This window comes from Streptomyces zaomyceticus, from assembly GCF_014656215.1.
Taxonomy (GTDB): Bacteria; Actinomycetota; Actinomycetes; order Streptomycetales; family Streptomycetaceae; genus Streptomyces; species Streptomyces zaomyceticus.
Map to the genome: position 1 here is coordinate 103,824 of NZ_BNBZ01000018.1, position 24,429 is coordinate 128,252.

Below are 24,429 nucleotides of genomic sequence, written 5' to 3' on the forward strand. Positions count from 1 at the left end.
GGTCACCCTTTCCTTATCGCGCGGTGGACGTGTAGGGCAGCAGCGCCATCTCACGGCTGTTCTTGACGGCCGTGGCGACGTCACGCTGGTGCTGCGTGCAGTTGCCGGTCACGCGGCGGGCACGGATCTTGCCGCGGTCGGAAATGAACTTCCGCAGCATGTTCGTGTCCTTGTAGTCCACGTAGACGGTCTTGTCCTTGCAGAAAGCGCAGACCTTCTTCTTAGGCTTGCGCACAGGCGGCTTCGCCATGGTGTTTCTCCTGTGTGATCAAGAAGTGGGGGTACGAGCTGCTTCCAGGGCTTGCCCTAGAAGGGAGGCTCGTCCGAGTAGCCGCCGCCGGAGTTTCCACCCCAGCTGCCGCCGCCGCCCTGCTGCTGGCCGCCGCCGCCGGAGGAGGAACCGCCGGTCGCCCACGGGTCGTCGGCGGGAGCACCGCCACCACCCTGCTGGCCACCGCCGGAGTTTCCACCCCAGCTGCCACCGCCGCCGGCCTGCTGGCCGCCACCACCGCCGCCGTACCCACCCTGGCCGCCTCGACCGGTGGTCTTGGTGACCTTGGCCGTGGCGTTCTTGAGGCTGGGGCCGACTTCCTCGACATCCAGCTCGTAGACCGTGCGCTTGACGCCCTCACGGTCCTCGTAGGACCGCTGCTTCAGCCGGCCCTGCACGACGACGCGCATGCCTCGCTGAAGCGACTCGGCGACGTTCTCCGCCGCCTGACGCCAGACCGAGCAGGTGAGGAAGAGGCTTTCGCCGTCCTTCCACTCATTGGTCTGACGGTCGAAGGTGCGGGGGGTGGACGCGATACGGAACTTCGCGACCGCCGCACCGGACGGGGTGAAGCGCAGCTCGGGGTCGTCGACAAGATTGCCGACAACCGTGATGACGGTCTCGCCTGCCATGGGGGAACCTCTCGGCGGGATTGCTTCTGGCTGCTTTGTTGCTACTCGGACCCGATGACCTCTGAGCTAGATGCTCAGTGGGTCTCGGGACGGAGGACCTTGGTCCGGAGGACCGACTCGTTCAGGTTGAGCTGTCGGTCGAGCTCCTTGACGACCGCAGGCTCGGCCTGCAGGTCGATGACCGAGTAGATGCCCTCGGGCTTCTTCTTGATCTCGTAGGCCAGACGACGACGGCCCCAGGTGTCGACCTTCTCGACCTTTCCGTTGCCCTCACGGACGACGGAGAGGAAGTTCTCGATCAGCGGGGAGACAGCGCGCTCCTCGAGATCGGGGTCGAGGATGACCATCACTTCGTAGTGACGCATGTGGAACCCACCTCCTTTGGACTCAGCGGCCACGGTCGTTCCGTGGCAGGAGGGTCGTGATGCGTAAGCAACGGTATCCGCCACCACTGACAGTCCCCCTCGACGAACGAGGGTCACTGTCGGGATCCAGGACGGACCAGGGCAGACACCGGTGCAGACCGTACAGAGTACCCGGTCATCCCCCTCCGGTTGAAATTCACCGGTGAGGGGACGCAATCTGTACACAACGGATGTCGGCGGCGCTACGATGCGCCGCCTTCCGGCAAGCACGCCAGGAGGTGCCCCATGGCACAGGCAATGCGACCCGACCCCGGCCACTCGCTGTTCGCCACCGACGGCAAACCCCATCCGCTCCAGGACACCCTGGTCGGAGTGACTCTGGTGATGGGCGTCCTCGCCTTCGTCACCGCGCAGTTCGACAACCTGCATCTGCTGAGTTCCTGGTCGGGCCTGATCGGCATCCTGACCGGCGCCTACGGACAGTTCATCTCCGTGACGACCCGCGAACGGTTCCTGCTGATCCTCGGACTCGGCGCGTCGGCATTCGGCTTCTACCTCGGAATGGCGCACGGCGGCCTCTTCGGCGGCCTCATCAGCTGAGCCCAGCGGCACGTCAGGGCACACGCACCCATTCGGGGCGCTCCCCGGTCACAGTAGGCTTCGGCGCGAGAGCCGGAGCCCCTGACCGATGGGGACACACCTGCCGAGGAGCGCCCCGCATGAGCCTGACCCTGAGGACCATCAGTCGCGAGCAGCATCTGGGTTTCATCCAGAGCCAGCCCGCCGCGAGCCACTGCCAGGTCCCGGCATGGGCTGATGTGAAGACGGAGTGGCGCTCGGAGAACCTCGGATGGTTCGACAAGAACGGCGAACTCGTCGGCGTCGGTCTGGTGCTCTACCGCCAGCTCCCGAAGATCAAGCGCTACCTCGCCTATCTGCCCGAGGGCCCGGTCATCAACTGGCACGCGCCCAACCTCGACGACTGGCTGCAGCCGATGCTGGCGCACCTCAAGCAGCAGGGCGCCTTCTCCGTGAAGATGGGCCCGCCGGTCGTCATCCGGCGCTGGGACTCGGCCGCCATCAAGTCCGGCATCCAGGACCCGGACGTCAAGCGCCTCAAGGACGTCGAAGCCACCCACATCGAGCCGCGCGCCTTCGAGGTCGCGGACCGGCTCCGGAAGATGGGCTGGCAGCAGGCCGAGGACGGCGGCGCCGGCTTCGGCGACGTGCAGCCCCGCTACGTCTTCCAGGTCCCGCTCGCGAACCGCTCGCTCGACGACGTCCTCAAGGGCTTCAACCAGCTGTGGCGCCGCAACATCAAGAAGGCCGAGAAGGCCGGTGTCGAGGTCGTCCAGGGTGGCTACGAGGACCTGGCCGAGTGGCAGCGGCTCTACGAGATCACGGCCGTCCGTGACCACTTCCGGCCGCGCCCGCTCTCGTACTTCCAGCGCATGTGGACCGTCCTCAACAACGAGGACCCCAACCGCATGCGGCTGTACTTCGCCCGCCACGACGGCGTGAACCTCTCCGCGGCGACGATGCTCGTCGTCGGCGGCCACGTCTGGTACTCCTACGGCGCCTCCGACAACATCGGCCGTGAGGTCCGGCCCTCGAACGCGATGCAGTGGCGGATGCTGCGCGACGCCTACGCGATGGGCGCGACCGTCTACGACCTGCGCGGCATCTCCGACTCGCTCGACGAGACCGACCACCTCTTCGGACTCATCCAGTTCAAGGTGGGCACGGGCGGCGAGGCCGTCGAGTACGTCGGCGAGTGGGACTTCCCGCTGAACAAGCTGCTGCACAAGGCGCTCGACATCTACATGTCGCGCCGCTGATCCCTCACGTCGCGGCGCCGACCCCTGTCGTGTCGCCGACGTTTCCGTAGTCTCGTACATACCTTTGATACACCGCTGCCATCAGAAAGGTTCCGGGCCGGCCATGGCGCTCTCCCTCTACGTCGACACCGCTCGCTGGCGCGCGCACCAGAAGACCGTCATCGACCAGTTCCCAGGTGTGATCCCGGTCTGCAAGGGCAATGGCTACGGCTTCGGCCACGAGCGCCTCGCGGACGAGGCGGCCCGGTTCGGCGCCGACATGCTCGCCGTGGGCACCACGTACGAGGCCGCGAAGATCAAGGACTGGTTCAGCGGCGATCTGCTGGTCCTCACCCCGTTCCGCCGTGGTGAAGAACCGGTTCCGCTGCCCGACCGGGTCATCCGCTCGGTGTCGTCCGTGGACGGCGTCCACGCCCTCGTGGGCGCCCGGGTCGTCATCGAGTGCATGAGCTCGATGAAGCGCCACGGCGTCCGCGAGGAGGAGCTCCAGCAGCTCCACTCCGCCATCGAGGACGTACGCCTGGAGGGCTTCGCGCTCCACCTCCCGCTGGACCGCCCCGACGGCACCGACGCCGTCGAGGAGGTCATCGGCTGGATGGACCGGCTGCGGGCCGCCAGGCTGCCGCTGCACACCATGTTCGTCAGCCACCTGCGGGCCCAGGAGCAGGCCAGGCTCCAGCAGCAGTTCCCGCAGACCCGCTTCCGCGCCCGTATCGGCACCCGGCTGTGGCTGGGCGACCACGAGGCCACGGAGTACCGGGGTGCGGTCCTCGACGTGACCCGGGTCGCCAAGGGCGACCGGTTCGGCTACCGCCAGCAGAAGGCCGCGTCGGACGGCTGGCTGGTCGTCGTGGCCGGCGGCACCTCGCACGGTGTGGGCCTGGAGGCCCCCAAGGCGATGCACGGCGTCATGCCGCGCGCCAAGGGCGTCGCACGGGCCGGTCTCGCCACCGTCAACCGGAACCTCTCGCCCTTCGTCTGGGCCGGCAAGCAGCGCTGGTTCGCCGAGCCGCCGCACATGCAGGTGTCGATCCTGTTCGTGCCGTCCGACGCCCAGGAGCCGCGCGTGGGCGACGAACTCGTCGCCCATCTGCGCCACACCACGACGCAGTTCGACCGGCTCGTCGAGCGCTGAGCCGGCCGGTACCGCTCACCCCCGGGGACCCTGGTCCCCGGGGGTTCCCCATTCCACCCGCGGGCCGTCCTCGGCCGCCGGGGCCGCGTGCCGGGCCGGATGGGCGGCCCTGCCCGCCACGAAGACGTCCTCCGCGCCGTCCAGGACGCCCCCCGAGGGGTCGTCCGCGCCGTCCTGCCGTACCGGATCCTTCTCGGGCGCCAGGATGTCCCGTACGACCATCGCGCACAGGTACAGGGTGCCGAGCAGGTGCAGCACGATCGCGAACTGGTAGCCGTCCACCGGCAGTCCCTGCTTGCTGTTGCCGCTGGTCGTGAACGCCAGGTACATCCAGACGCCCACGAAGTACGTGACCTCGCAGGCCTGCCAGACGAGGAAGTCGCGCCAGCGCGGCCGGGCGAGCGCCGCCAGCGGCACCAGCCACAGGACGTACTGCGGTGAGTAGACCTTGTTGGTCAGCACGAACGCGGCGACGATCAGGAACGCCAGCTGCGCGAAGCGGGGCCTGCGGGGCGCCGTGAACGCCAGGTGGGCGAGTCCGGCGACCGCCACCAGCATCAGCAGCAGCGCGTAGAGGTTCGCCCGGTCCGGCTGGATCGAGTCGCCCGTCCGCTGGCTGATCAGCAGCCACACCGAGCCGAAGTCGACGTTCCTGCGCATGCTGAAGAGGTAGAACTGCTTCCATCCCTCGGGGGCCAGCAGCATCACGGGCAGGTTCACCACCAGCCAGGAACCGGCGAAGCCGAGGACGGCGGTGCCGTACTCCCGCCACTTCCCGGCCCGCCAGCAGAGCAGCAGCAACGGGCAGAGGAGCAGGACCGGGTAGAGCTTGGCGGCGGTGGCGAGGCCGAGCAGGATTCCGAAGGCCAGCGGACGCTCGCGCGACCACATCAGCATCGCGGCGGCGGTCAGCGCGACGGCCAGTATGTCCCAGTTGATCGTGGCGGTCAGCGCGATCGAGGGCGCCAGGGCGACGAGCAGCCCGTCCCAGGGACGCAGACGGTGTGTCCGGGCCACACAGACCGCGAGGACGGCCGCGCAGACCATCAGCAGACCGGCGTTGGCCAGCCAGAAAGCCTGCTCCTGCTGCATGGTGTCGCCGCCGCCCGGCGTCAGCCAGGCCGCGACCTCCATGAAGAGACCGGTCAGGACCGGGTACTCCAGGAACGGTATGTCGCCGCCCAGCCGGTCGAAGTAGGGCACCAGGCCGTCGGCGAAGCCCCGCCCGGAGAACAGATGCGGGATGTCGGAGTAGCACGCGTGGGTGTACTGCGAGGTCGTGCCGCGGAACCAGGCCCAGTTGTAACAGGGCAGCTTCTGCACCATGCCGAGGGCGAACATGCCGATGGCCACGAGGGCGATCACCCGCACCGGCGTCAGCTGGCCGGTGCCGGTCACCGCCCTGCGGCCGTAGGGGCCGCCGATCAGCTCGCTGCCCGCGGCGGCCACCTTGTCCCGGTGGGTGGGGATGACCGTCTGCGAGCGGCCCTTCGGCCGGTCCTGCGGCGCGCTCGTCTTCTGGAGGCTCGGCATGGGGACATCCTGCCGTACGTCTCCGGGAAAACGGCGAGGGCCGCCGCGGCCGGCCCGTACGGAAGGTACGGAGCGGACGCGACGGCCCTCGGGGAAGTGCCCCGGCCGAGGATCAGGGAACCCAGGTCCCGTCGTTGGGCCGGCCGTTCCCGCCGCCGGGCCCGTTGTCGTCCGTCGGTGTGCCGGTCGGCGACGCGGTGCCGGTGGTGGGTGGCGTGGTGGTGGGCTGCCCGGTGTTGCCACCGGGGTTGCCCGGTTCCCCGGTGTTGTTGCAGTCCCAGTCCCACACGCCACAGGTCGTCTTGCCCGGCTTCGGCGTCTTGGTCGGCGGGGGAGTCGTCGTCGGCGTGGTCGGGGGAGTCGTCGTCGGCGTCGCCGTGGTCTCGGTCGGCGTCGGCGTGGCCGTCGGCGTCGGCGTCGGGCTGTTGGCGCCACCGCCGAAGACGGGCTCGGCGCCCTCCAGCTTCTCCGGCTCCGGGAAGCTCTTGACCGGGTAGCTCTCCACGGCCCCGGACATGTAGTCCTGCCAGATCCGGGACGGGAACGAAGAACCGTGGATCTTCGGCTGGTCACCCGTGCCGAACATCTTCTCGAACTGGCGCCCCTTCTTCGTCTCGTCGTCGTCGAAGCGGTACATGTCGATCGCGGTCGACAGCTGCGGGGTGTAACCCACGAACCAGGCCGACTTGTTGCCGTCGGTCGTACCGGTCTTGCCGGCCACCTGGCGGCCCGGGATCCGCGCCTTCTTGCCGGTGCCCTCGTCGTCGTCCACGACGGACCGGAGGACGTCGGTGACGTTGTTGGCGACGGCGGGGGTGAAGGCGTTCTTCGTCTTCTCCTCGTGCTTCTTGTAGACGACCCCCTCCTTCTTCACCATCTCCACCGAGTAGGGGTCGTTCTGCTTGCCCTGGTTGGCGAAGGTGGCGTAGGCGCCGGCCATGCGGATGGCACTGGGGCTGGAGATACCGAGGGAGAAGGAGGGCACCTCGCCCTGGACGAGCGAGTCGGGGCGCAGGCCCGCGTTGATGGCGGCGTCACGGACCTTGTCGATGCCGACGTCCATGCCGAGCTGCACGTACGGCGAGTTCGCCGACTTGACCATGGCCCTGCGCAGGGTCATGTCCTTGTAGCTCGCGTCGTCGTCATTGGTCTGGCGCCACTCCTCGCCCTTCTCGTTGTGCCAGATGTCGCCGTTGTACTTGCGGATCGTCAGCTTGTTCTTGCCGGAGTAGCGGCTCTTGTCCGGGTCGACGATCGTGCGGGTGGACGCGTCCTGGGTCTCGCCCAGATCCTTGTCCCGGACGCCGTCCGCCATCGCGGCGGCGAGCACGAAGGGCTTGAACGTCGAACCGACCTGGGCGCCGGTGTTGTCGGCGTTGCTCCGGAAGTGCTTGGTCGCGTCGACACCACCGTAGAGGGCGACGATCTTGCCGGTCGCCGTGTCGACGGAGGCGCCGCCGAACTGCACGTTCGTGTCCGTCTTCGGGCGCTTCTTCGGGTCGATGTACTCGTCCAGGATCTTCGTGACCGACTTCTCGAGAGCGTTCACCTTCTTCTTGTCGAAGGTGGTGAAGATCTCGTACCCGCCCCGCTCCAGGTCCTGCTCGGTGATGCCGAACTGGGCCTTGACGTTCGCCTTGGCGGTGGTGACCAGATAACCGATCTGACCGCTCAGGTTGGCGCTCTTCTTGGGGCCCTCGACCTTGGGGAACGTCGTGTACTTCGCACGCTCCTCGGCCTGGAGGTGCCCGTCGTTCGTCATCTCGTCGAGGATCCACTTCCACCGCTTGGTGGCACGGTCCGTGTTCTTCTCGGGCGTGGCCTCGGAGTCGATCTCGGGGTAGCCGGCGGGGTCGTAGTACGTCGCGCCCTTGAGGACCGCGGCGAGCAGCGCCGACTGGCTGGGGTTGAGCTTCTCGGCGTCCGTGTTGAAGTAGGCGCGGGCCGCCGCCTGAACACCGTAGGCTCCGCGCCCGTAGTACGCGGTGTTCAGATAGCCGGCCATGATTTCTTCCTTGTCGACCTCGCCGCCGACCTTCATGGAGATGAAGAGTTCCTTCACCTTCCGGCTGAGGGTCTGCGACTGGTCGTCAAGGCGGTTGTTCTTCACGTACTGCTGGGTGATCGTCGAGCCACCCTGGGTCTCGCCGCCCTTGGCCATGTTCCACACGGCGCGGCCGATACCCATGGGGTCGATCCCGGAGTCGTCCCAGAACGTCTTGTTCTCGGCCGAGATCACCGCGTTCTGCATGGCCTTCGGGATCTTCGCGAACGGGACGATCTGACGGTTCGTGCCGCTGCCCGTCGCGACCATCCGGGTCCCGTCGGCCCAGTAGTAGATGTTGTTCTGCGACTTCGCGGTCAGAGCCTCATTGGGGATCTCCACCTGCGAGTACGCGAAAGTGGCCGCGCCCATCAGGCTCGCCGCGAAGAACAGGAACGTGCCCGTCACGAGCTTCCACGACGGCATCCAGCGACGCCAGCCGTACTTGCCGTACCTCGGGTAGTCGATCGCCCGCTTCTTGCCCGGCGGCCGACCGCCGGGGCCACGCCCGGGACCGCTGCCACGGCCTCCACCGCCGCCGCCACGCCGTCCGCCCCCGGGGCCACCAGGGCCTCCGGGACCGGCTTCGGCCCCCTTCCGGCGGCTGCCGCGCTGGGCGGCCCTCCGGGCCTCCGCGCGGCCCCCATAGGGACGCTGTTCCTCCCCGTGGGAGGCAGCGGGCCCGTACGAGGCCGACGGGGCCCCCGTACCGACATCCTGGGCCGGGGCCGACCTGCGGCCCACCGGCTGCTGGGCAGCGCGCCGTGCCGCCGCGCGACCGCCCGTCGGCGGCTGCTGCGGCGGCATTTTGCGACGATGCTCGCTCATCGAACGACTACTCCTCGGGCAGGCACTTACGCCTGGAAGCGGCAGTTGAGTTCCGGTCCCCCCGAAATGCGCACGTCCGGAACCCCATCGGAGGTCCCTCCGTCCGCAGCCGGTCACCCGGAGCACTGACGCCCCACGGCATCGCTCGGTTCCCGGTGTTCTGCATGCCGCACAGACTACGCACGGCCAAAACCCACAGAGAGCCGGAGTTCACCCCAAATCAGGCAAGTCGATCGCTGTGAATTGACGATGTGACGCCGGTCACGGCGGTCCCACTTGTCGAGACAGGGAGGCCGTTCTATCGTGCTGATGTATCGAGTCGATACATCAGCACGGCATAAGAGCCCCGAAGGCGGAGGAGGAGGCGACGAATGAGCAGACGCTCCGGCATCCTCGAGTTCGCCGTTCTCGGCCTGCTGCGCGAGGCTCCGATGCACGGGTACGAGCTGCGGAAGCGCCTCAACACCTCGCTGGGCGTCTTCCGGGCCTTCAGCTACGGAACGCTGTATCCCTGCCTCAAGACGCTGGTCGCCAACGGCTGGTTGATCGAGGAACCGGGCAGTGCTCCCGAGGAGGCCCTGGCCGCTTCACTCGCAGGACGCCGAGCCAAGATCGTCTACCGGTTGACGGCCGCGGGTAAGGAGCACTTCGAGGAGCTCCTCTCCCACACCGGCCCGGACGCCTGGGAGGACGAGCACTTCGCCGCACGCTTCGCCTTCTTCGGGCAGACCGAGCGCGAGGTGCGGATGCGCGTCCTCGAGGGCCGCCGCAGCCGGCTGGAGGAGCGTCTGGAGAAGATGCGCGCCTCCCTGGCACGGACCCGCGAGCGCCTCGACGACTACACGCTTGAGCTGCAGCGCCACGGTATGGAGTCCGTGGAGCGCGAAGTGCGCTGGCTGAACGAGCTCATCGAGAGCGAGCGGGCAGGGCGGGATCAACGATCCGGCCCCGACGCCCCCGCTCTGCACGACAACGATTCTGGAGAGACGGGCGGCCTGCCCCGGCACGGGGGCAGTACCCGGCCGGATCCGTCCGACGACACCGCCAAGTGAAACCCTGCGCACAGCAGGGCTTCCACGATCTAACAGGGAGCAACCGGAATGGGTTCGGTTCGCGTAGCCATCGTCGGCGTGGGCAACTGCGCCGCCTCGCTGGTGCAGGGCGTCGAGTACTACAAGGACGCCGACCCGGCGGCCAAGGTGCCCGGCCTGATGCACGTCCAGTTCGGCGACTACCACGTCGGTGACGTCGAGTTCGTCGCCGCGTTCGACGTCGACGCGAAGAAGGTCGGCCTCGACCTCTCGGACGCCATCGGCGCCAGCGAGAACAACACCATCAAGATCTGCGACGTCCCGAACGCGGGCGTCACGGTCCAGCGCGGTCACACGCTCGACGGTCTCGGCAAGTACTACCGCCAGACCATCGAGGAGTCCGCCGAGGAGCCCGTCGACGTCGTCCAGATCCTCAAGGACCGCCAGGTCGACGTCCTCGTCTGCTACCTGCCGGTGGGCTCCGAGGCCGCTGCGAAGTTCTACGCCCAGGCCGCCATCGACGCCAAGGTCGCCTTCGTCAACGCCCTTCCGGTCTTCATCGCCGGCACCAAGGAGTGGGCGGACAAGTTCACCGAGGCGGGCGTCCCGATCGTCGGCGACGACATCAAGTCGCAGGTCGGCGCGACCATCACGCACCGCGTGATGGCGAAGCTGTTCGAGGACCGCGGTGTCCGTCTTGAGCGCACGATGCAGCTCAACGTCGGCGGCAACATGGACTTCAAGAACATGCTCGAGCGCGAGCGCCTGGAGTCCAAGAAGATCTCCAAGACGCAGGCCGTCACCTCGCAGATCCCCGACCGCGAGCTGGGCGAGAAGAACGTCCACATCGGTCCGTCGGACTACGTGGCCTGGCTGGACGACCGCAAGTGGGCGTACGTGCGCCTCGAGGGCCGCGCCTTCGGCGATGTTCCGCTGAACCTTGAGTACAAGCTCGAGGTGTGGGACTCCCCGAACTCGGCAGGTGTCATCATCGACGCCCTGCGCGCCGCGAAGATCGCCAAGGACCGCGGCATCGGCGGCCCGATCCTCTCCGCGTCCTCGTACTTCATGAAGTCCCCGCCGGTGCAGTACTTCGACGACGAGGCCCTGGCCAACGTCGAGAAGTTCATCAAGGGTGAGGTCGAGCGCTAAAGCGCCGCACGCTTGTCGATCGAGGGTCCCCGCGGCACTGCCCGGGGGCCCTCTTCGTATGTGAGTCTTGCTGCCATGTCCGTCGTACGTGATCTGCGCGTACTCCTGCGCCTGACGAACTTCCGCCGCCTGCTCGCCGTACGGCTGCTCTCCCAGTGCGCCGACGGCGTCTACCAGGTGGCCCTGGCCACGTACGTCGTCTTCTCCCCCGAGAAGCAGACCTCCCCGATCGCCATCGCCTCCGCCATGGCCGTCCTGCTGCTCCCGTACTCGATCATCGGGCCCTTCGCCGGCGTGCTCCTCGACCGCTGGCAGCGACGCCAGGTCTTCCTGTACGGCAACCTCCTGCGCGCCCTGCTCGCCGGCGGCACCGCCGTACTCGTCCTCGTCTCCGTCCCCGAGTGGCTCTTCTACGCCTCCGCGCTCTCCGTCACGGCCGTCAACCGCTTCGTCCTCGCGGGACTCTCGGCCTCCCTCCCGCGCGTCGTCGACGCCGAACGGCTGGTGGTGGCGAACTCGCTCTCCCCCACCGCCGGCACCCTCGCCGCGACCCTGGGCGGCGGTCTCGCGTTCGGCGTCCGGCTGATCGCCGACAAGTCCGACGCGGCCGTCGTGGCCTTCGGAGCCGTCCTCTACTTCTGCGCCGCCCTCGCCTCCCTGCGGATGTCCCGGGAGCTCCTCGGGCCCGATCCGGGACCGGTGCCGCAGCGCCTCCTCCCGGCGCTCACCTCCACGGCCCGTGGGCTGGCCGCGGGGCTGCGACACCTGGGCGAGCGACGGCCGGCCGCCCGGGCCCTCATCGCCGTGGGCCTCCTGCGCTTCTGTTACGGCGCGCTGCTCGTCACCGTGCTCATGCTCTGCCGCTACGCATGGAGCGCCACGGAGTCCGAAGGCCTCGGGCTCCTCGGACTCGCCGTCGCCGCCTCGGGCGCGGGCTTCTTCGCGGCGGCCGTCCTCTCCCCCTGGGCGGTGGGCCGGCTCGGCCCCTTCGGCTGGATGACGGTGTGCGCGGCCACGGCCGCCGTCCTCGTACCGACACTGGGTCTGACCTTCACCCCCGCCCCCTTCCTCGTCGCCGCCTTCGTCCTCGGGCTCATCACCCAGGGGGCCAAGATCGCGACGGACACGGTGGTGCAGACCTCCGTGGACGACTCGTACCGAGGCCGGGTCTTCGCGCTGTACGACGTGGTGTTCAACGTGGCCTTCGTGGCTGCGGCGGGGGTGGCGGCGCTGATGCTGCCGCCGGACGGCCGCTCCGCCCTGCTGGTCGGCCTGGTGTCCGTGATCTATGCGGCGATCGCGCTGGCACTGCGGGGCGAACGCACGGAGGGGTGATGTTTCACGTGAAACATCACCCCTCACAGTTCTCGGGCTCGCCGTTGTTTCACGTGAAACATCGACGAGCCCGGACGCGGATCAGCTCCGCGTGTCCCACCACTCCTTGAGCGCCGCGACGGCCTGTTCGTGCTCCATCGGCCCGTTCTCCAGCCGGAGCTCCAGCAGGAACTTGTACGCCTGACCGATGGCGGGCCCGGGGCCGATACCCAGGATCTCCTGGATCTGGTTGCCGTCGAGGTCGGGGCGGATCGCGTCGAGCTCCTCCTGCTCCTGGAGCACGGCGATGCGGTCCTCCAGGCCGTCGTAGGCACGGGAGAGCGCGCTCGCCTTCCGCTTGTTGCGGGTGGTGCAGTCCGAGCGGGTCAGCTTGTGGAGCCGCGAGAGCATCGGTCCGGCATCGCGGACGTACCGACGCACGGCCGAGTCGGTCCATTCGCCGGTCCCGTAGCCGTGGAAGCGGAGGTGCAGTTCCACGAGCCGCGAGACGTCCTTGACCATCTCGTTGGAGTACTTCAGCGCGATCATGCGCTTCTTGGTCATCTTCGCGCCCACCACCTCGTGGTGGTGGAAGGAGACCCGGCCGTCCTTCTCGAAGCGACGGGTGCGCGGCTTTCCGATGTCGTGGAGCAGGGCCGCGAGGCGCAGCACCAGGTCGGGGCCGTCTTCCTCCAGGTCGATGGCCTGGTCGAGCACGGTCAGCGAGTGCTCGTAGACGTCCTTGTGGCGGTGGTGCTCGTCGCTCTCCAGCCGCAGGGCGGGCAGCTCGGGAAGCACATGGTCGGCGAGACCGGTGTCCACCAGGAGCCCGAGGCCCTTTCTGGGGTGGGCGGAGAGCAGCAGCTTGTTGAGTTCCTCACGGACCCGCTCGGCGGAGACGATCTCGATCCGGCCGGACATCTCCTTCATCGCCGTGACGACCTCGGGGGCGACCTCGAAGTCCAGCTGGGCCGCGAAGCGCGCGGCCCGCATCATGCGCAGCGGGTCGTCGGAGAAGGAGTCCTCCGGCGTGCCCGGCGTACGCAGCACCCGGGCGGCGAGGTCCTCAAGGCCGCCGTACGGGTCGATGAACTCCTTCTCGGGGAGCGCCACGGCCATGGCGTTGACGGTGAAGTCACGCCGGACGAGGTCCTCGTCGATGGAGTCGCCGTAGGAGACCTCGGGCTTGCGCGAGGTCCGGTCGTACGCCTCCGAGCGGTACGTGGTGACCTCGATCTCAAAGCGCTGATCGACGTCTCCGACGCGGGCGTCCTTCTGGCAGCCGACCGTCCCGAAGGCGATGCCCACCTCCCACACGGCGTCGGCCCAGGGTCGGACGATCTTCAGTACGTCCTCGGGGCGGGCGTCGGTGGTGAAATCCAGGTCGTTGCCGAGCCGGCCGAGCAACGCGTCCCGAACCGAGCCGCCGACCAGCGCGAGGCTGAACCCGGCCTCCTGGAAACGGCGGGCGAGGTCGTCGGCGACAGGGGACACACGCAGCAGTTCACTGACCGCGCGGCGTTGCACCTGGCTCAGTGCAGTCGGGGTGTCTTCGTTGGCGTTCGGCACAACAGAAAAGGGTACGTGCCCCGGCCCGTGGCGACGTCCCCGTTTTTCCCGGGCACCGGGCCTCGGGAGCCACCGGACGGGGCCCGTCGAAGATCGGCTGGAGCAGTCCCCGGCACTTGCTCCCAGCGTGCCTCGTTACCATGCCTGGACACAGCAACCGGGAACCACCCACACCACCGGCATCAGAGACAACGACGAGGACGGGCGAACGCGTGGCCGAGGCGGCAGACATCCAGGGGACCGGTCCCTCACCTGCCCGCCGATGGCTGCGGCGCACGATCACCGTCGCCGTCGGGGCACCGCTCCTCGCCGGGCTGCTCCAGGCCCCGGCAGCGACCTCCCAGGCGTCGGCGGCCGAGGACGCCACCGGTTCGAAGACCGTCGATGTGTCTCTCGACACGCTGGCTCCGAGCGCCCCCGTCGAAGGGGACACCGTCACCGTCACGGGGACGGTCACCAACCGGAGCAAGAAGACGGTGACCGACGCGACCGTCGAGCTGAGCGTCGGGCCCCGGATGACGAGCCGCAGCGAGATCGAGCGGGTGGCGGGACGCACCGGCTACCGCGGCGACAGCGACCCGGCCCCCCTCCAGGACACCCCCGAGATCAAGATCCCCCGGCTGGGCGCCGGGCTCAGTGCGGACTTCTCCCTCTCCGTACCGGTCTCCGAGCTCGGCCTCGACGAGGCCGGCGTCTACCAGCTGGGCGTCTCCCTCACCGGGCAGACCTCGGACCGTCGCTACGACCGGGTGCTCGGCATCGAGCGGACCTTCGTGCCGTACCAGCCCGAGGCCACCGAGAAGAAGACCCAGCTCACCTACCTCTGGCCGCTGATCTCCTCGGCGCACGTCTCGGCCGAGACGGCCACCGACGACCAGCAGACCCCGGTCTTCGAGGACGACGCCCTGGCGACCGAGCTGAAGCCCGGCGGGCGTCTCGACCAGCTGGTCTCGCTGGGCAAGGACCTGCCGGTCACCTGGGTCGTCGATCCGGACCTGCTGGCCTCCGTCGACGCCATGGCGAACGGCTACCAGGTCAAGGACGGCACCCTGCACGTCCCCGGCAAGAACCAGGCCGTCGCCGAGCGGTGGCTGGGCGCGCTGGAGAAGGCCGTCCAGGGGCACAAGGTCGTCGCCCTTCCCTTCGCGGACCCCGACGTCGCCTCCCTGGCCCACCGGGGCAAGGACGTACCCGGTTCGCTGGGACACCTCCAGTCGGCGACCGCCCTCGCCGGAACGACGGTCGAGACCGTCCTCCACGTCCAGCCCTCCACCGACTTCGCCTGGCCCGCCAACGGTGCCGTCGACCAGTCGATCCTGGCGGTGGCGACCTCGGCCGGTGCCGACAAGGTGATCGCCCGCAGCGACAGCGTCCGCGACGATCTCTCCTACACACCGACCGCGGCCCGCCCCTTCGGCGACGGCAGCACGACGGCCGTGGTGAGTGACGCGCTCCTGTCCACCGCCTTCGAAGGGGACATGGTCCGCGCGGAGAACTCCACGCTCGCGGTCCAGGAATTCCTCGCGCAGTCCCTCGCGATCACCCTGGAGCAGCCGGAGGACCAGCGCAGCATCGTGGTCGCCCCGCAGCGGGTCCCGAGCATCTCCCAGGCGCAGACCATGGCGACCGCCCTGCGCGGGCTCTCCGCCAAGCGCTGGAGCCAGCCCAGCGACCTCCTGGCGGCGGCCGCGGCCAAGCCGGACCCCGACGCCTCCACGACGGTGCCCAGCAGCTCCCGGTACCCGAAGAAGCTGCGCGACAGTGAGCTTCCGGTCCAGGCCTTCCGCGACATGAAGACCACCCGCGACGAGCTGGACGACTTCAAGATCATCCTCACGGCCCAGGACCGTGTGGTGACCCCGTTCGGCAACGCGATCAGCCGCGAGATGTCGACCTCGTGGCGTGGGCAGGCCAGGGCCGCCGCGCTCTACCGAATCAACGTCCTGGAGTATCTGCAGAACCTCACGGAGGGGGTCCAGCTGGTCGACAAGTCCGACCTCACCCTCTCCGGCCGCAGCGCGACGATCCCCGTGACCGTCCAGAACAAGCTGTTGCAGGACGTCCACCTCGTGCTGCGGCTCACCTCCGACAACAAGCACCGGCTGAAGCTGAACGGCGACGGGGTCGCGGAGCTGCCCGTGAAGATCAGCGGCGGCCACAGCCAGTCGGTGAAGTTCACCGCCTCCGCCAATGTCAACGGCCAGGTGCCGATGACGGCCCAGCTGTACACCGAGGACGGCACCCCGTACGGCCAGCCGATGACCTTCACCGTGAAGGTCTCCGAGATCACCGCCACGGTGATGCTCGTGATCGCCGGCGGCGTCCTGCTGCTCGTCCTGGCCGGTGTCCGGATGTACAGCCAGCGCAAGCGGGTGGCGGCACGCAACGCCGCGGCCGAGGCTGCCGCCGGGCCCGAGGGGACGGACCCCGAGCCGGGAGCGGACGCGGAGGCGGAGACGGCGCCGGAGACCGTGGAGGCACCCTCGGAGCGACTCGACGCGGACGAACCCGAGCAGCCGAGTGACCTGGCACCGGACACCGGTCCCGAAAGCGGCGGCCCGTCGGGCCCGGGTGAGAAAGTGGACCGTTGAGCGATGCCGTGGCCGGTCGGCCGGGGACGATGAGGTGGGGTAACCATGAACGCGCCGTACGACGGTGACCGCGGCCAGGGTGCGGGCGGCACCGCGCCGTCCGGTGGGACGCCCGCGGCACCCCCCGGCTCCGGCTACCCGCCGGTGCCGCCCCCGCACCAGGGCGCCCCTGGCCCGCAGGGGCAGGATCCCTACGCCCAGAACCCGTACGCCCAGGACCCCTACGTCCAGGACGCCTTCGCCCACGACCCGTACCGCGCCCAGGACCTGTCCGCGCAGGACCCGGTGACGGAGGCGCTCTACGACCGCGCCGCCCACCCGCCGCCCCCGCCCGGCACGTACCAGGAGCCGCAGCCGCTCTACCAGCAGCCTGCCGCCCCCCAGCACGCTCCCGACCCCCGGGTGTGGGCACAGACCCCGGCGCCGGAGCCCGAGGGCCCCTCGCGTCACCTGCCCTACGGCGACGACGCGCGCACGGTCCAGTTCACCGGCGTCGACGACCTCGTGACCCGGGCCGGCGAGGAGCAGCCCGAGCCGGACGCCTTCGCGCACCTCTACCGGGACCAGCAGACGCCCGGCCAGGTGCCCCCGCCCGCCCCGGAGCCGGACCCCATGCCCGCCCCCGCCCCCAAGAAGTCCGGCCGCGCCTCCGGGCTGCTGAAGTCGAGCGCGGTGATGGCGGCCGGCACTCTGGTGTCCCGGCTCACCGGCTTCGTCCGCAGCCTGGTGATCACCGGTGCGCTCGGCGCCGCCCTGCTGGGCGACACCTTCACGATCGCCTACACCCTGCCGACGATGATCTACATCCTCACCGTCGGCGGCGGCCTCAACTCGGTCTTCGTCCCCCAGCTCGTCCGCTCGATGAAGAACGACGAGGACGGTGGCGAGGCCTACGCCAACCGCCTGCTCACGCTGGTGATGGTGGCGCTCGGCGCGATCGTGGTGCTGGCCGTCTTCGCGGCACCGTTGCTCATCCGGCTGATGTCGAACACCATCGCCGACGACGCCGCGGCCAACAGCGTGGCCGTGACCTTCGCCCGCTACTGCCTGCCCACGATCTTCTTCATGGGTGTGCATGTGGTGATGGGTCAGATCCTCAACGCACGCGGCAAGTTCGGCGCGATGATGTGGACCCCGGTCCTCAACAACATCGTCATGATCGTCACCTTCGGTCTGTTCATCTGGGTCTACGGCACCTCCGCCGAGTCCCACATGGGTGTACAGACCATCCCCGACGACGGCATCCGCCTGCTCGGCATCGGCACCCTGCTCGGACTCGTGGTCCAGGCCCTGGCGATGATCCCGTATCTGCGCGAGACGGGCTTCCGCTTCCGCCCGCGCTTCGACTGGAAGGGCCACGGGCTCGGCAAGACGGTCAAGCTCGCCAAGTGGACCGTGCTCTTCGTCCTCGCCAACCAGGCGGGCGTCCTGGTCGTCACCCAGCTCGCCACGGCCGCCGGTGAGGAGTCCGGGAAGAACGGTGCGGGCTTCCTCGCCTACTCGAACGCCCAGCTGATCTGGGGCATGCCGCAGGCCATCATCACGGTCTCCGTGATGGCCGCCCTGCTGCCGCGCATCTCCCGCGCCGCCCACGACAACGACCCCGGCGCCGTCCGGGACGACATCTCGCAGGGACTGCGCAACTCGGCCGTCGCGATCGTCCCGGTCTCCTTCGCCTTTCTGGCGCTCGGCGTCCCGATGTGCACCCTGCTCTACGCCTCCAGCGGCATCGAGGCCGCCCAGGGGATGGGCTTCATCCTGATGGCCTTCGGCCTCGGACTGATCCCCTACTCCGTGCAGTACGTCGTGCTCCGCGGCTTCTACGCCTACGAGGACACCCGGACGCCCTTCTACAACACGGTCATCGTCGCCGCCGTCAACGCGGCCGCGTCGGCGGTCTGTTACGTCGTCCTGCCCGCCCAGTGGGCCGTCGTCGGCATGGCCGCCTCGTACGGGCTCGCCTACGCCGTCGGTGTCGGCATCGCCTGGCGCCGCCTCCGCAAGCGGCTCGGCGGCGACCTGGACGGCACCCAGGTGATGCGGACCTACGCCCGCCTCTGCATGGCCTCCGTCCCTGCCGCCATCGTCTCCGGCGCCGTCGGATTCGGCCTGCTGAAGCTCCTCGGCGAGGGGGCGTTGGGCTCGCTCGTCGCCCTGTTCGTCGGCGGTGCGGTGCTCCTCGGAGTCTTCTTCGTCGCGGCCAAGCGCATGCGGATCACCGAGCTGAACACCCTGGTCGGTATGGTGCGCGGACGTCTGGGACGCTGAACCGACGGGGCCCGCACAACCATCGGGGGCAACCGCGTGTCGTGCATAGCGTCCAACTGTGGGCACAATTGGCTTGGCTGTTGGATGTGGCGCAACGGATGGGGAGGCAGGGAACGACGGTGGCGGAACGTAGCACGGCTGCCGTCGACGTGGCCGACAACAGCGGTGACGACCCGCTGACCGCCAAGGCGGACACGGCCGCGACCGACGGGGTGGCGGACAAGCAGAAGACGGCGGAGAACTCCGCCGAGGCCACGGAGAAGAAGGCGGTCGAACGACAGAGCGGCGAACAGCCCTCCATCACGGCTCCGGAGCTGCACAGCGGTCACAAGCTGGCCAGGCGCTACCGGCTGGAGGAGTGCGTCACCCGTCTGGACGGATTCAGCAGCTGGCGCGCCGTCGACGAGAAACTGCGGCGTGCCGTCGGGGTGCATCTGCTGCCCGCCGATCACCCCAGGGCCCGCTCGGTCCTGGCCGCGGCCCGTTCCTCGGCCCTCCTCGGCGACCCCCGCTTCGTGCAGGTCCTCGACGCCGTCGAGGAGAACGACCTCGTGTACGTCGTGCACGAGTGGCTGCCCGACTCCACCGAGCTGACCACGCTGCTCGCGGCCGGTCCGCTGGAGCCCCACGACGCCTACCAGCTCGTCAGCCAGGTCTCCCAGGCCATGGCCGCCGCCCACCGCGAAGGCCTCGCCCACCTGCGGCTCACGCCGAGCGCCGTCCTGCGCAGCTCCACCGGCCAGTACCGGATCCGCGGACTCGCGGTGAACGCAGCCCTGCGCGGCATCACCGCCGAACGACCGCAGCGCAACGACACCGAGGCCATCGGCGCGCTCCTGTACGCCGCGCTGACCCAGCGCTGGCCGTACGACAGCGACGCGTACGGGCTCTCCGGCCTGCCCAAGGGTGTCGGCCTGCTCCCGCCCGACCAGGTCCGCGCCGGCGTCCACCGGGGTCTCTCCGAGATCGCCATGCGCGCCCTGGCCAACGACGGGGCCACCGCCTCGCGCCAGGAGCCGCCCTGCACCACGCCGGACGAGCTGGCCAAGGCCGTGGCCGCGATGCCCCGTGTGAAGCCGCCGGAGCCCGAGTTCGCCTCCCCGCCCGACTACCAGCGCACGACCTACCAGCAGGGCACGTACGGGCGCCCCCAGCCCCGTCCGTCGGCCACCCAGCCGGTGGTCGTCCCGCCGCCCCCGCTGCAGAGCCGCACCGGCAAGGCACTGAAGTGGGCCGTCTCCGCCCTGCTGATCGCCGCCCTGGGACTCGGCAGCTGGCAGATCGCGGACCGGCTCCTGGGCCAGGACAACGCCCCCAAGCCTCCGAACACGTCTCCGACGATCGACGACGAGAAGCCCGAGCCGCCCAAGCCGCTCGCGATCGAGTCCGCCGAGGAGTACGCACCCGACGGGCTGCCGCAGAACCCCGAAGGTGTCCGCAACACCTACGACAGCGACAGCTCCTCGTACTGGCGCACCAAGACCTTCGTCGGCGGCCCCGTCCTGGCGCCGTACAAGCAGGGCGTCGGGATCGTCTACGACCTGGGCAGCGAGCGGAACGTCTCGTCGGCGTCCATAGCTCTCCGCTACGGCGGCCCGCACACGTCCGTCACCCTGTACGCGACGGACTCGCTGGCGCCCTCCGGGACCCCTGACTCCATGAAGAAGATCGCCACGGTCGAGACCTCGGACTCGACGGCGAAGCCGGAGACCAAGACCCCGGTCAAGACCCGCTACGTGCTTCTGTGGATGACCTCCGCGCCGTACTCCGGCGGGGACGACTTCTTCGGGGCCGGCTTCAAGCAGGCCATCACGAACGTCTCCTTCGAGGGGACCACCCCCTAGGCACGACCACACCCGTCCATGAGCGCCGAGCCCAGCTCGGCGCTCATTTACTTCCGGGCACGGACCGGATTGAATGCCTGCACGGCTGCCGATCGAGGAGGGGAACCTTGGCACCAGCGGCTGACGATCCCCGGACCGCGACGGACGACGACCTGCTGGCACGCCATGTCGCCGGGGACCCCGACGCCTTCGGTGAGCTCGTACGGCGACACCGCGACCGGCTGTGGGCCGTGGCCCTGCGCACCCTGGGGGACCGCGAGGAGGCCGCTGACGCCGTCCAGGACGCCCTGCTCTCGGCCTTCCGGGCCGCCCATACCTTCCGTGGCCAGTCGGCCGTCACAACCTGGCTGCACCGCATCACGGTGAACGCCTGTATCGACCGCGCCCGCAAGACCGCCTCCCGCAAGACCTCGTCCGTCGACGACCCCGCCCGGTTCGAGCAGCTCCTCGAACCGGCCGAGTCGGCCGAGGCCCCCGCCGAGCGTCAGGACCTCCACCGGGAGCTGCTGGCCGCGCTCGCCACACTGCCCCCGGACCAGCGCGCCGCCCTCGTCCTGGTCGACATGCAGGGATACCCGGTCGCGGAGGCGGCCCGTATCCTCGGCGTTCCCACCGGCACGGTGAAGAGCCGCTGCGCGCGCGGACGGGCACGACTGGTTCCGATGGTCACTCATCTGCGCGCCGACACTGTGGGTAACGAGGCCCCCGAGGGGGGAAGGAACCGGACGCCGGGGACATCCGTCCCACCGGTGCCGGGGCCTACGGAAACCGGACCGACTGATCCAGCTGCTGTGAAGGGCGGAGGTGGGCGCACGTGACTTCCACGGCCGGCAGGGCCAACACCACACAGCACCCGGACGTCTCGGAAATCTCCGATCTGACCGAGGGGCTCCTCTCACCGACCCGCTCCGCCGCCGTCCGCCGGCATCTGGACGGCTGTCCCCTCTGCGCGGACGTGCGGTCCTCCCTGGAGGAGATCCGCGGTCTGCTCGGCACCCTCCCCGGGCCGCCCCGTATGCCCGCGGAGATCGCCGGCCGGATCGACGCCGCCCTTGCCGCCGAAGCCCTCCTCAACGCCACCACGCCGACCGAGGACGCCCCTGTTTCACGTGAAACATCGCGCACCCCGTCGGAACCGGCGCCCTCCCAGGCTCCCGGCGCGGCGGTGGAACGCCCGGCAGTGGACCGCCCCGGCACGGACCGCCCGGCCGGACGCCCCGCCGCCACCGGCCCCGGCACCGGCCCCGGACGGAGCAGGAAGCCGCGACGCCGTCGGATCGCCCTGCTCTCCACGCTCGGCGCCGCCTTCGGAGCCGTGGTCCTCGGGACGAGCCTGTACCTCAGCCAGGCGGGCAACCTGACCGCCGGGGGTGACGCGGCCGATACGAAGAAGGCCGACACCGTCGCCGGAGCGGCCTTGAGCCCCTTCTCCGGTGCTCCGGTCGAGGACCGGGTCCAGGCCCTCCTCGCCGAGGGCGGCGGCACCACGACGCCCCAGGGAATCGGACCGGAATCGATGTCCTCGGAAGCCCGCACCGCGGCCCCCGAGCGGAACAGGGACGGAGCCGTGCCCGGCTGCGTCCTGGCCGGCACGGGCCGCACCGACGCGGTCCTCGGCCAGGAGAAGGGCGAATACCGGGGAGCGCCCGCGTATCTGCTGGTCCTCACGGATCCCGCGGACAGCACCCGGGTCCAGGCCTACGTCCTGGATGCCTCCTGCGCGGACCGGACCACCGGGAGCGGAAGCCCGGCCGCCGAGCTCCTGTTCAGTGAGACATACCCCCGCTCCTGATCCCTCTTCCCGTCCGGCCACGGTGCCGCGCGGCGGTCTCGGGAATGTACGCCCCTTAGGATCCGTTGGGTGGGGTGAGAGTGGCCGAGGCGACCGCCCCCGTAGGCAGTAGCAGTCTGCAGAGACGAGGAAGAAACCCGTGAGCGACGTCCGTAACGTGATCATCATCGGCTCCGGGCCCGCGGGTTACACCGCTGCGCTCTACACCGCCCGAGCGTCGCTGAACCCCCTGGTCTTCGAAGGTGCCGTCACCGCCGGTGGCGCACTGATGAACACGACCGAGGTCGAGAACTTCCCCGGCTTCCGTGACGGCATCATGGGCCCGGACCTGATGGACAACATGCGGGCCCAGGCCGAGCGCTTCGGCGCCGAGCTGGTCCCCGACGATGTCATCGCCGTGGACCTGAGCGGTGACATCAAGACCGTCACCGACACCGCCGGCACCGTGCACCGCGCCAAGGCCGTCATCGTCACCACCGGCTCCCAGCACCGCAAGCTCGGCCTCCCGAACGAGGACACGCTCTCCGGTCGCGGGGTCTCCTGGTGCGCCACCTGCGACGGGTTCTTCTTCAAGGACCAGGACATCGCCGTCGTCGGCGGCGGCGACACCGCGATCGAGGAGGCCACCTTCCTCTCGCGCTTCGCCAAGACCGTCACGATCGTCCACCGCCGTGACACCCTGCGTGCCTCGAAGGCCATGCAGGAGCGCGCCTTCGCCGATCCGAAGATCTCGTTCGCCTGGGACAGCGAGGTCACCGAGATCCACGGCGAGCAGAAGCTCAGTGGACTGACCCTGCGCGACACGAAGACGGGCGAGACCCGCCGGCTGCCCGTCACGGGCCTCTTCATCGCCGTGGGCCACGACCCGCGGACCGAGCTCTTCAAGGGCCAGCTGGACCTCGACGAGGAGGGCTACCTCAAGGTGGCCGCCCCGTCGACGCGCACCAACCTCACGGGTGTCTTCGGCGCCGGCGATGTCGTCGACCACACCTACCGCCAGGCCATCACGGCGGCCGGTACCGGCTGCTCGGCCGCGCTTGACGCCGAGCGCTTCCTGGCCGCGCTCGCCGACAGCGAGAAGCTGGCCGAGACCCCCGTGGTCTGATCCCCGTCTCTCCCCACCCCACACCCCGCGAGATCAAGGAGGCCGCTGTGGCCCTCAAGATTGTGACCGACGCTTCCTTCGACGAGGACGTCCTCAAGAGCGACAAGCCCGTCCTGGTGGACTTCTGGGCCGAGTGGTGCGGCCCGTGCCGCCAGATCGCTCCGTCGCTCGAGGCCATCGCTGCCGAGCACGGCGAGATCGAGATCGTGAAGCTCAACATCGACCAGAACCCGGCCACGGCCGCCAAGTACGGCGTCATGTCGATCCCGACGCTGAACGTCTACCAGGGCGGCGAAGTCGTGAAGACGATCGTCGGTGCCAAGCCGAAGGCCGCGATTCTGCGCGACCTCGCGGACTTCGTCGAGCCGTCCAAGGCCTGATGCCGTCCCCTGTTTCACGTGAAACAGGAGCCGAAGCAGAAGCAGCGTTTCACGTGAAACAGAAACGGCCCGCTCCCTTTCGGGAGCGGGCCGTTCTCGTGGCCGGACGCTAGAGCGGCCTCAGAACGGGTTCCTTCTGCACCGCGCCGAGAAGCCGGTCCAGTGCCATCTCGACGTCCTCCTTCCAGGAGAGCGTCGTCCGGAGCTCCAGCCTCAGCCTCGGGAAGGACGGATGCGGCCGCACCGTCTTGAAGCCCACCGCCAGCAGGTGGTCGGCCGGCAGCACACAGGCCGGCTCCTTCCACCGGGCGTCTCCGAACGCCTCGATGGCCTTGAACCCCCTCCGCAGCAGATCCTTGGCCACCGTCTGTACGACCATCCGGCCGAGCCCCTGCCCCTGGTAGCCGGGCATGATCCAGGCCGTCATCAACTGCGCGGCATCGGCCGACACAGGACTCGTCGGGAAGGCCGTCGAGCGCGGCACATAGGCCGGGGGAGCGTAGAGGACGTAACCGACCGGCACCTCGTCGACGTAGACCACCCGTCCGCAGGAGCCCCACTCCAGCAGAACGCCGGAGATCCAGGCCTCCTTCTCCGGCTCCGAACGGCCCGCCTTCACCGCGGCTTCTCCACTGACCTGGTCGAGCTCCCAGAAGACGCAGGAGCGACACCGCTTGGGCAGGTCCGGAAGATTGTCCAGCGTGAGCGGTACAAGCCGACGCCCCACGGCCGCTCCC

General features: G+C 69.4%; 20 protein-coding genes. 13 read left to right on the forward strand and 7 right to left on the reverse strand.

Translation table 11 applies throughout. The features are described from left to right. Positions 1 to 13: 13 nt before the first annotated feature. The 3 genes from rpsR to rpsF form a co-directional block, all read right to left on the reverse strand. Positions 14 to 250, reverse strand: coding sequence for a 30S ribosomal protein S18 (rpsR, locus tag IE311_RS23025; protein ID WP_003956534.1), 237 nt, complete (start codon positions 248 to 250; stop codon positions 14 to 16). A 56-nt stretch (positions 251 to 306) separates the two neighbouring features. Beyond that, the gene (locus IE311_RS23030) at positions 307 to 903 is read right to left on the reverse strand and encodes a single-stranded DNA-binding protein (protein ID WP_189833678.1); all 597 of its coding nucleotides are present in this window, start codon (positions 901 to 903) and stop codon (positions 307 to 309) included. Between the two features lie 74 nt (positions 904 to 977). Continuing rightward, positions 978 to 1,268, reverse strand: coding sequence for a 30S ribosomal protein S6 (rpsF, locus tag IE311_RS23035; RefSeq protein WP_015034882.1), 291 nt, complete (start codon positions 1,266 to 1,268; stop codon positions 978 to 980). 285 nt (positions 1,269 to 1,553) lie between these two features. On the opposite strand from rpsF, the gene IE311_RS23040 reads away from it, so the two are divergent. The 3 genes from IE311_RS23040 (at position 1,554) to IE311_RS23050 (ending at position 4,241) form a co-directional block, all read left to right on the forward strand. Continuing rightward, the gene (locus tag IE311_RS23040; RefSeq protein WP_189833679.1) at positions 1,554 to 1,868 is read left to right on the forward strand and encodes a hypothetical protein; all 315 of its coding nucleotides are present in this window, start codon (positions 1,554 to 1,556) and stop codon (positions 1,866 to 1,868) included. Positions 1,869 to 1,987: 119 nt separating this feature from the next. Beyond that, complete coding sequence (locus IE311_RS23045; RefSeq protein WP_189833680.1) at positions 1,988 to 3,106, forward strand: lipid II:glycine glycyltransferase FemX; 1,119 nt, start codon at positions 1,988 to 1,990, stop codon at positions 3,104 to 3,106. 103 nt (positions 3,107 to 3,209) lie between these two features. Beyond that, entirely contained in the window at positions 3,210 to 4,241 is a 1,032-nt protein-coding gene (locus IE311_RS23050; RefSeq protein WP_189833681.1) for an alanine racemase, read from the forward strand. A gap of 15 nt (positions 4,242 to 4,256) precedes the next feature. Here the strand turns inward: IE311_RS23050 and IE311_RS23055 are convergent, their stop codons facing one another. After that, complete coding sequence (locus tag IE311_RS23055) at positions 4,257 to 5,774, reverse strand: glycosyltransferase family 87 protein (protein ID WP_189833682.1); 1,518 nt, start codon at positions 5,772 to 5,774, stop codon at positions 4,257 to 4,259. A gap of 112 nt (positions 5,775 to 5,886) precedes the next feature. Next, positions 5,887 to 8,646, reverse strand: coding sequence for a transglycosylase domain-containing protein (locus IE311_RS23060; RefSeq protein WP_189833683.1), 2,760 nt, complete (start codon positions 8,644 to 8,646; stop codon positions 5,887 to 5,889). 371 nt (positions 8,647 to 9,017) lie between these two features. On the opposite strand from IE311_RS23060, the gene IE311_RS23065 reads away from it, so the two are divergent. The 3 genes from IE311_RS23065 to IE311_RS23075 all read left to right on the forward strand — a co-directional run bounded on the left by IE311_RS23065 (position 9,018) and on the right by IE311_RS23075 (position 12,164). Further along, the gene (locus IE311_RS23065; RefSeq protein WP_189833684.1) at positions 9,018 to 9,698 is read left to right on the forward strand and encodes a PadR family transcriptional regulator; all 681 of its coding nucleotides are present in this window, start codon (positions 9,018 to 9,020) and stop codon (positions 9,696 to 9,698) included. 48 nt (positions 9,699 to 9,746) lie between these two features. Then, positions 9,747 to 10,829, forward strand: a complete 1,083-nt coding sequence (locus IE311_RS23070) for an inositol-3-phosphate synthase (protein WP_189833685.1) — start codon at positions 9,747 to 9,749, stop codon at positions 10,827 to 10,829. A 75-nt stretch (positions 10,830 to 10,904) separates the two neighbouring features. Continuing rightward, positions 10,905 to 12,164, forward strand: a complete 1,260-nt coding sequence (locus tag IE311_RS23075; RefSeq protein ID WP_189833686.1) for an MFS transporter — start codon at positions 10,905 to 10,907, stop codon at positions 12,162 to 12,164. A gap of 81 nt (positions 12,165 to 12,245) precedes the next feature. Here IE311_RS23075 and IE311_RS23080 read toward each other — a convergent pair whose 3' ends face one another. Next, on the reverse strand, positions 12,246 to 13,712 hold the full coding sequence (locus tag IE311_RS23080; RefSeq protein ID WP_189833687.1) for a CCA tRNA nucleotidyltransferase: 1,467 nt from the start codon (positions 13,710 to 13,712) through the stop codon (positions 12,246 to 12,248). A 212-nt stretch (positions 13,713 to 13,924) separates the two neighbouring features. Between IE311_RS23080 and IE311_RS23085 the strand changes: the two genes are divergently transcribed. From IE311_RS23085 to trxA, 7 genes are all read left to right on the forward strand, one after another. Then, positions 13,925 to 16,303: a DUF6049 family protein gene (locus tag IE311_RS23085; RefSeq protein ID WP_189833688.1), complete on the forward strand. Its 2,379-nt coding sequence runs from the start codon at positions 13,925 to 13,927 to the stop codon at positions 16,301 to 16,303. 45 nt (positions 16,304 to 16,348) lie between these two features. Beyond that, positions 16,349 to 18,571, forward strand: a complete 2,223-nt coding sequence (gene murJ, locus IE311_RS23090; RefSeq protein WP_189833689.1) for a murein biosynthesis integral membrane protein MurJ — start codon at positions 16,349 to 16,351, stop codon at positions 18,569 to 18,571. 119 nt (positions 18,572 to 18,690) lie between these two features. Further along, entirely contained in the window at positions 18,691 to 20,415 is a 1,725-nt protein-coding gene (locus IE311_RS23095) for a protein kinase family protein (protein WP_189833690.1), read from the forward strand. Between the two features lie 107 nt (positions 20,416 to 20,522). Continuing rightward, positions 20,523 to 21,233 carry an RNA polymerase sigma factor SigM gene (gene sigM / locus IE311_RS23100; RefSeq protein WP_189833691.1) on the forward strand — a complete coding sequence of 237 codons (711 nt, stop codon included), beginning with the start codon at positions 20,523 to 20,525 and terminating at the stop codon, positions 21,231 to 21,233. Continuing rightward, positions 21,230 to 22,207 (forward strand): zf-HC2 domain-containing protein, encoded by a 978-nt coding sequence (locus IE311_RS23105; protein WP_189833692.1) that lies wholly within the window; start codon positions 21,230 to 21,232, stop codon positions 22,205 to 22,207. The genes sigM and IE311_RS23105 overlap by 4 nt, the downstream gene beginning before the upstream one ends. Before the next feature lie 139 nt (positions 22,208 to 22,346). Beyond that, a complete protein-coding gene (trxB, locus tag IE311_RS23110; protein ID WP_189833693.1) occupies positions 22,347 to 23,312 on the forward strand; it encodes a thioredoxin-disulfide reductase in 966 nt (321 codons plus the stop codon). Positions 23,313 to 23,359: 47 nt separating this feature from the next. Next, positions 23,360 to 23,692 (forward strand): thioredoxin, encoded by a 333-nt coding sequence (gene trxA / locus IE311_RS23115; RefSeq protein WP_189833694.1) that lies wholly within the window; start codon positions 23,360 to 23,362, stop codon positions 23,690 to 23,692. A gap of 109 nt (positions 23,693 to 23,801) precedes the next feature. Here the strand turns inward: trxA and IE311_RS23120 are convergent, their stop codons facing one another. After that, positions 23,802 to 24,419 carry a GNAT family N-acetyltransferase gene (locus tag IE311_RS23120; RefSeq protein WP_189833695.1) on the reverse strand — a complete coding sequence of 206 codons (618 nt, stop codon included), beginning with the start codon at positions 24,417 to 24,419 and terminating at the stop codon, positions 23,802 to 23,804. Between the last annotated feature and the right edge of the window lie 10 nt (positions 24,420 to 24,429).

What these genes read in the sequence shown, in the direction of transcription:
- rpsR (WP_003956534.1), bottom strand. Translation starts at nt 250, where the DNA reads ATGGCGAAGCCGCCTGTGCGCAAGCCTAAGAAGAAGGTCTGCGCTTTC.
- IE311_RS23030 (WP_189833678.1), bottom strand. Translation starts at nt 903, where the DNA reads ATGGCAGGCGAGACCGTCATCACGGTTGTCGGCAATCTTGTCGACGAC.
- rpsF (WP_015034882.1), bottom strand. Translation starts at nt 1,268, where the DNA reads ATGCGTCACTACGAAGTGATGGTCATCCTCGACCCCGATCTCGAGGAG.
- IE311_RS23040 (WP_189833679.1), top strand. Translation starts at nt 1,554, where the DNA reads ATGGCACAGGCAATGCGACCCGACCCCGGCCACTCGCTGTTCGCCACC.
- IE311_RS23045 (WP_189833680.1), top strand. Translation starts at nt 1,988, where the DNA reads ATGAGCCTGACCCTGAGGACCATCAGTCGCGAGCAGCATCTGGGTTTC.
- IE311_RS23050 (WP_189833681.1), top strand. Translation starts at nt 3,210, where the DNA reads ATGGCGCTCTCCCTCTACGTCGACACCGCTCGCTGGCGCGCGCACCAG.
- IE311_RS23055 (WP_189833682.1), bottom strand. Translation starts at nt 5,774, where the DNA reads ATGCCGAGCCTCCAGAAGACGAGCGCGCCGCAGGACCGGCCGAAGGGC.
- IE311_RS23060 (WP_189833683.1), bottom strand. Translation starts at nt 8,646, where the DNA reads ATGAGCGAGCATCGTCGCAAAATGCCGCCGCAGCAGCCGCCGACGGGC.
- IE311_RS23065 (WP_189833684.1), top strand. Translation starts at nt 9,018, where the DNA reads ATGAGCAGACGCTCCGGCATCCTCGAGTTCGCCGTTCTCGGCCTGCTG.
- IE311_RS23070 (WP_189833685.1), top strand. Translation starts at nt 9,747, where the DNA reads ATGGGTTCGGTTCGCGTAGCCATCGTCGGCGTGGGCAACTGCGCCGCC.
- IE311_RS23075 (WP_189833686.1), top strand. Translation starts at nt 10,905, where the DNA reads ATGTCCGTCGTACGTGATCTGCGCGTACTCCTGCGCCTGACGAACTTC.
- murJ (WP_189833689.1), top strand. Translation starts at nt 16,349, where the DNA reads ATGAACGCGCCGTACGACGGTGACCGCGGCCAGGGTGCGGGCGGCACC.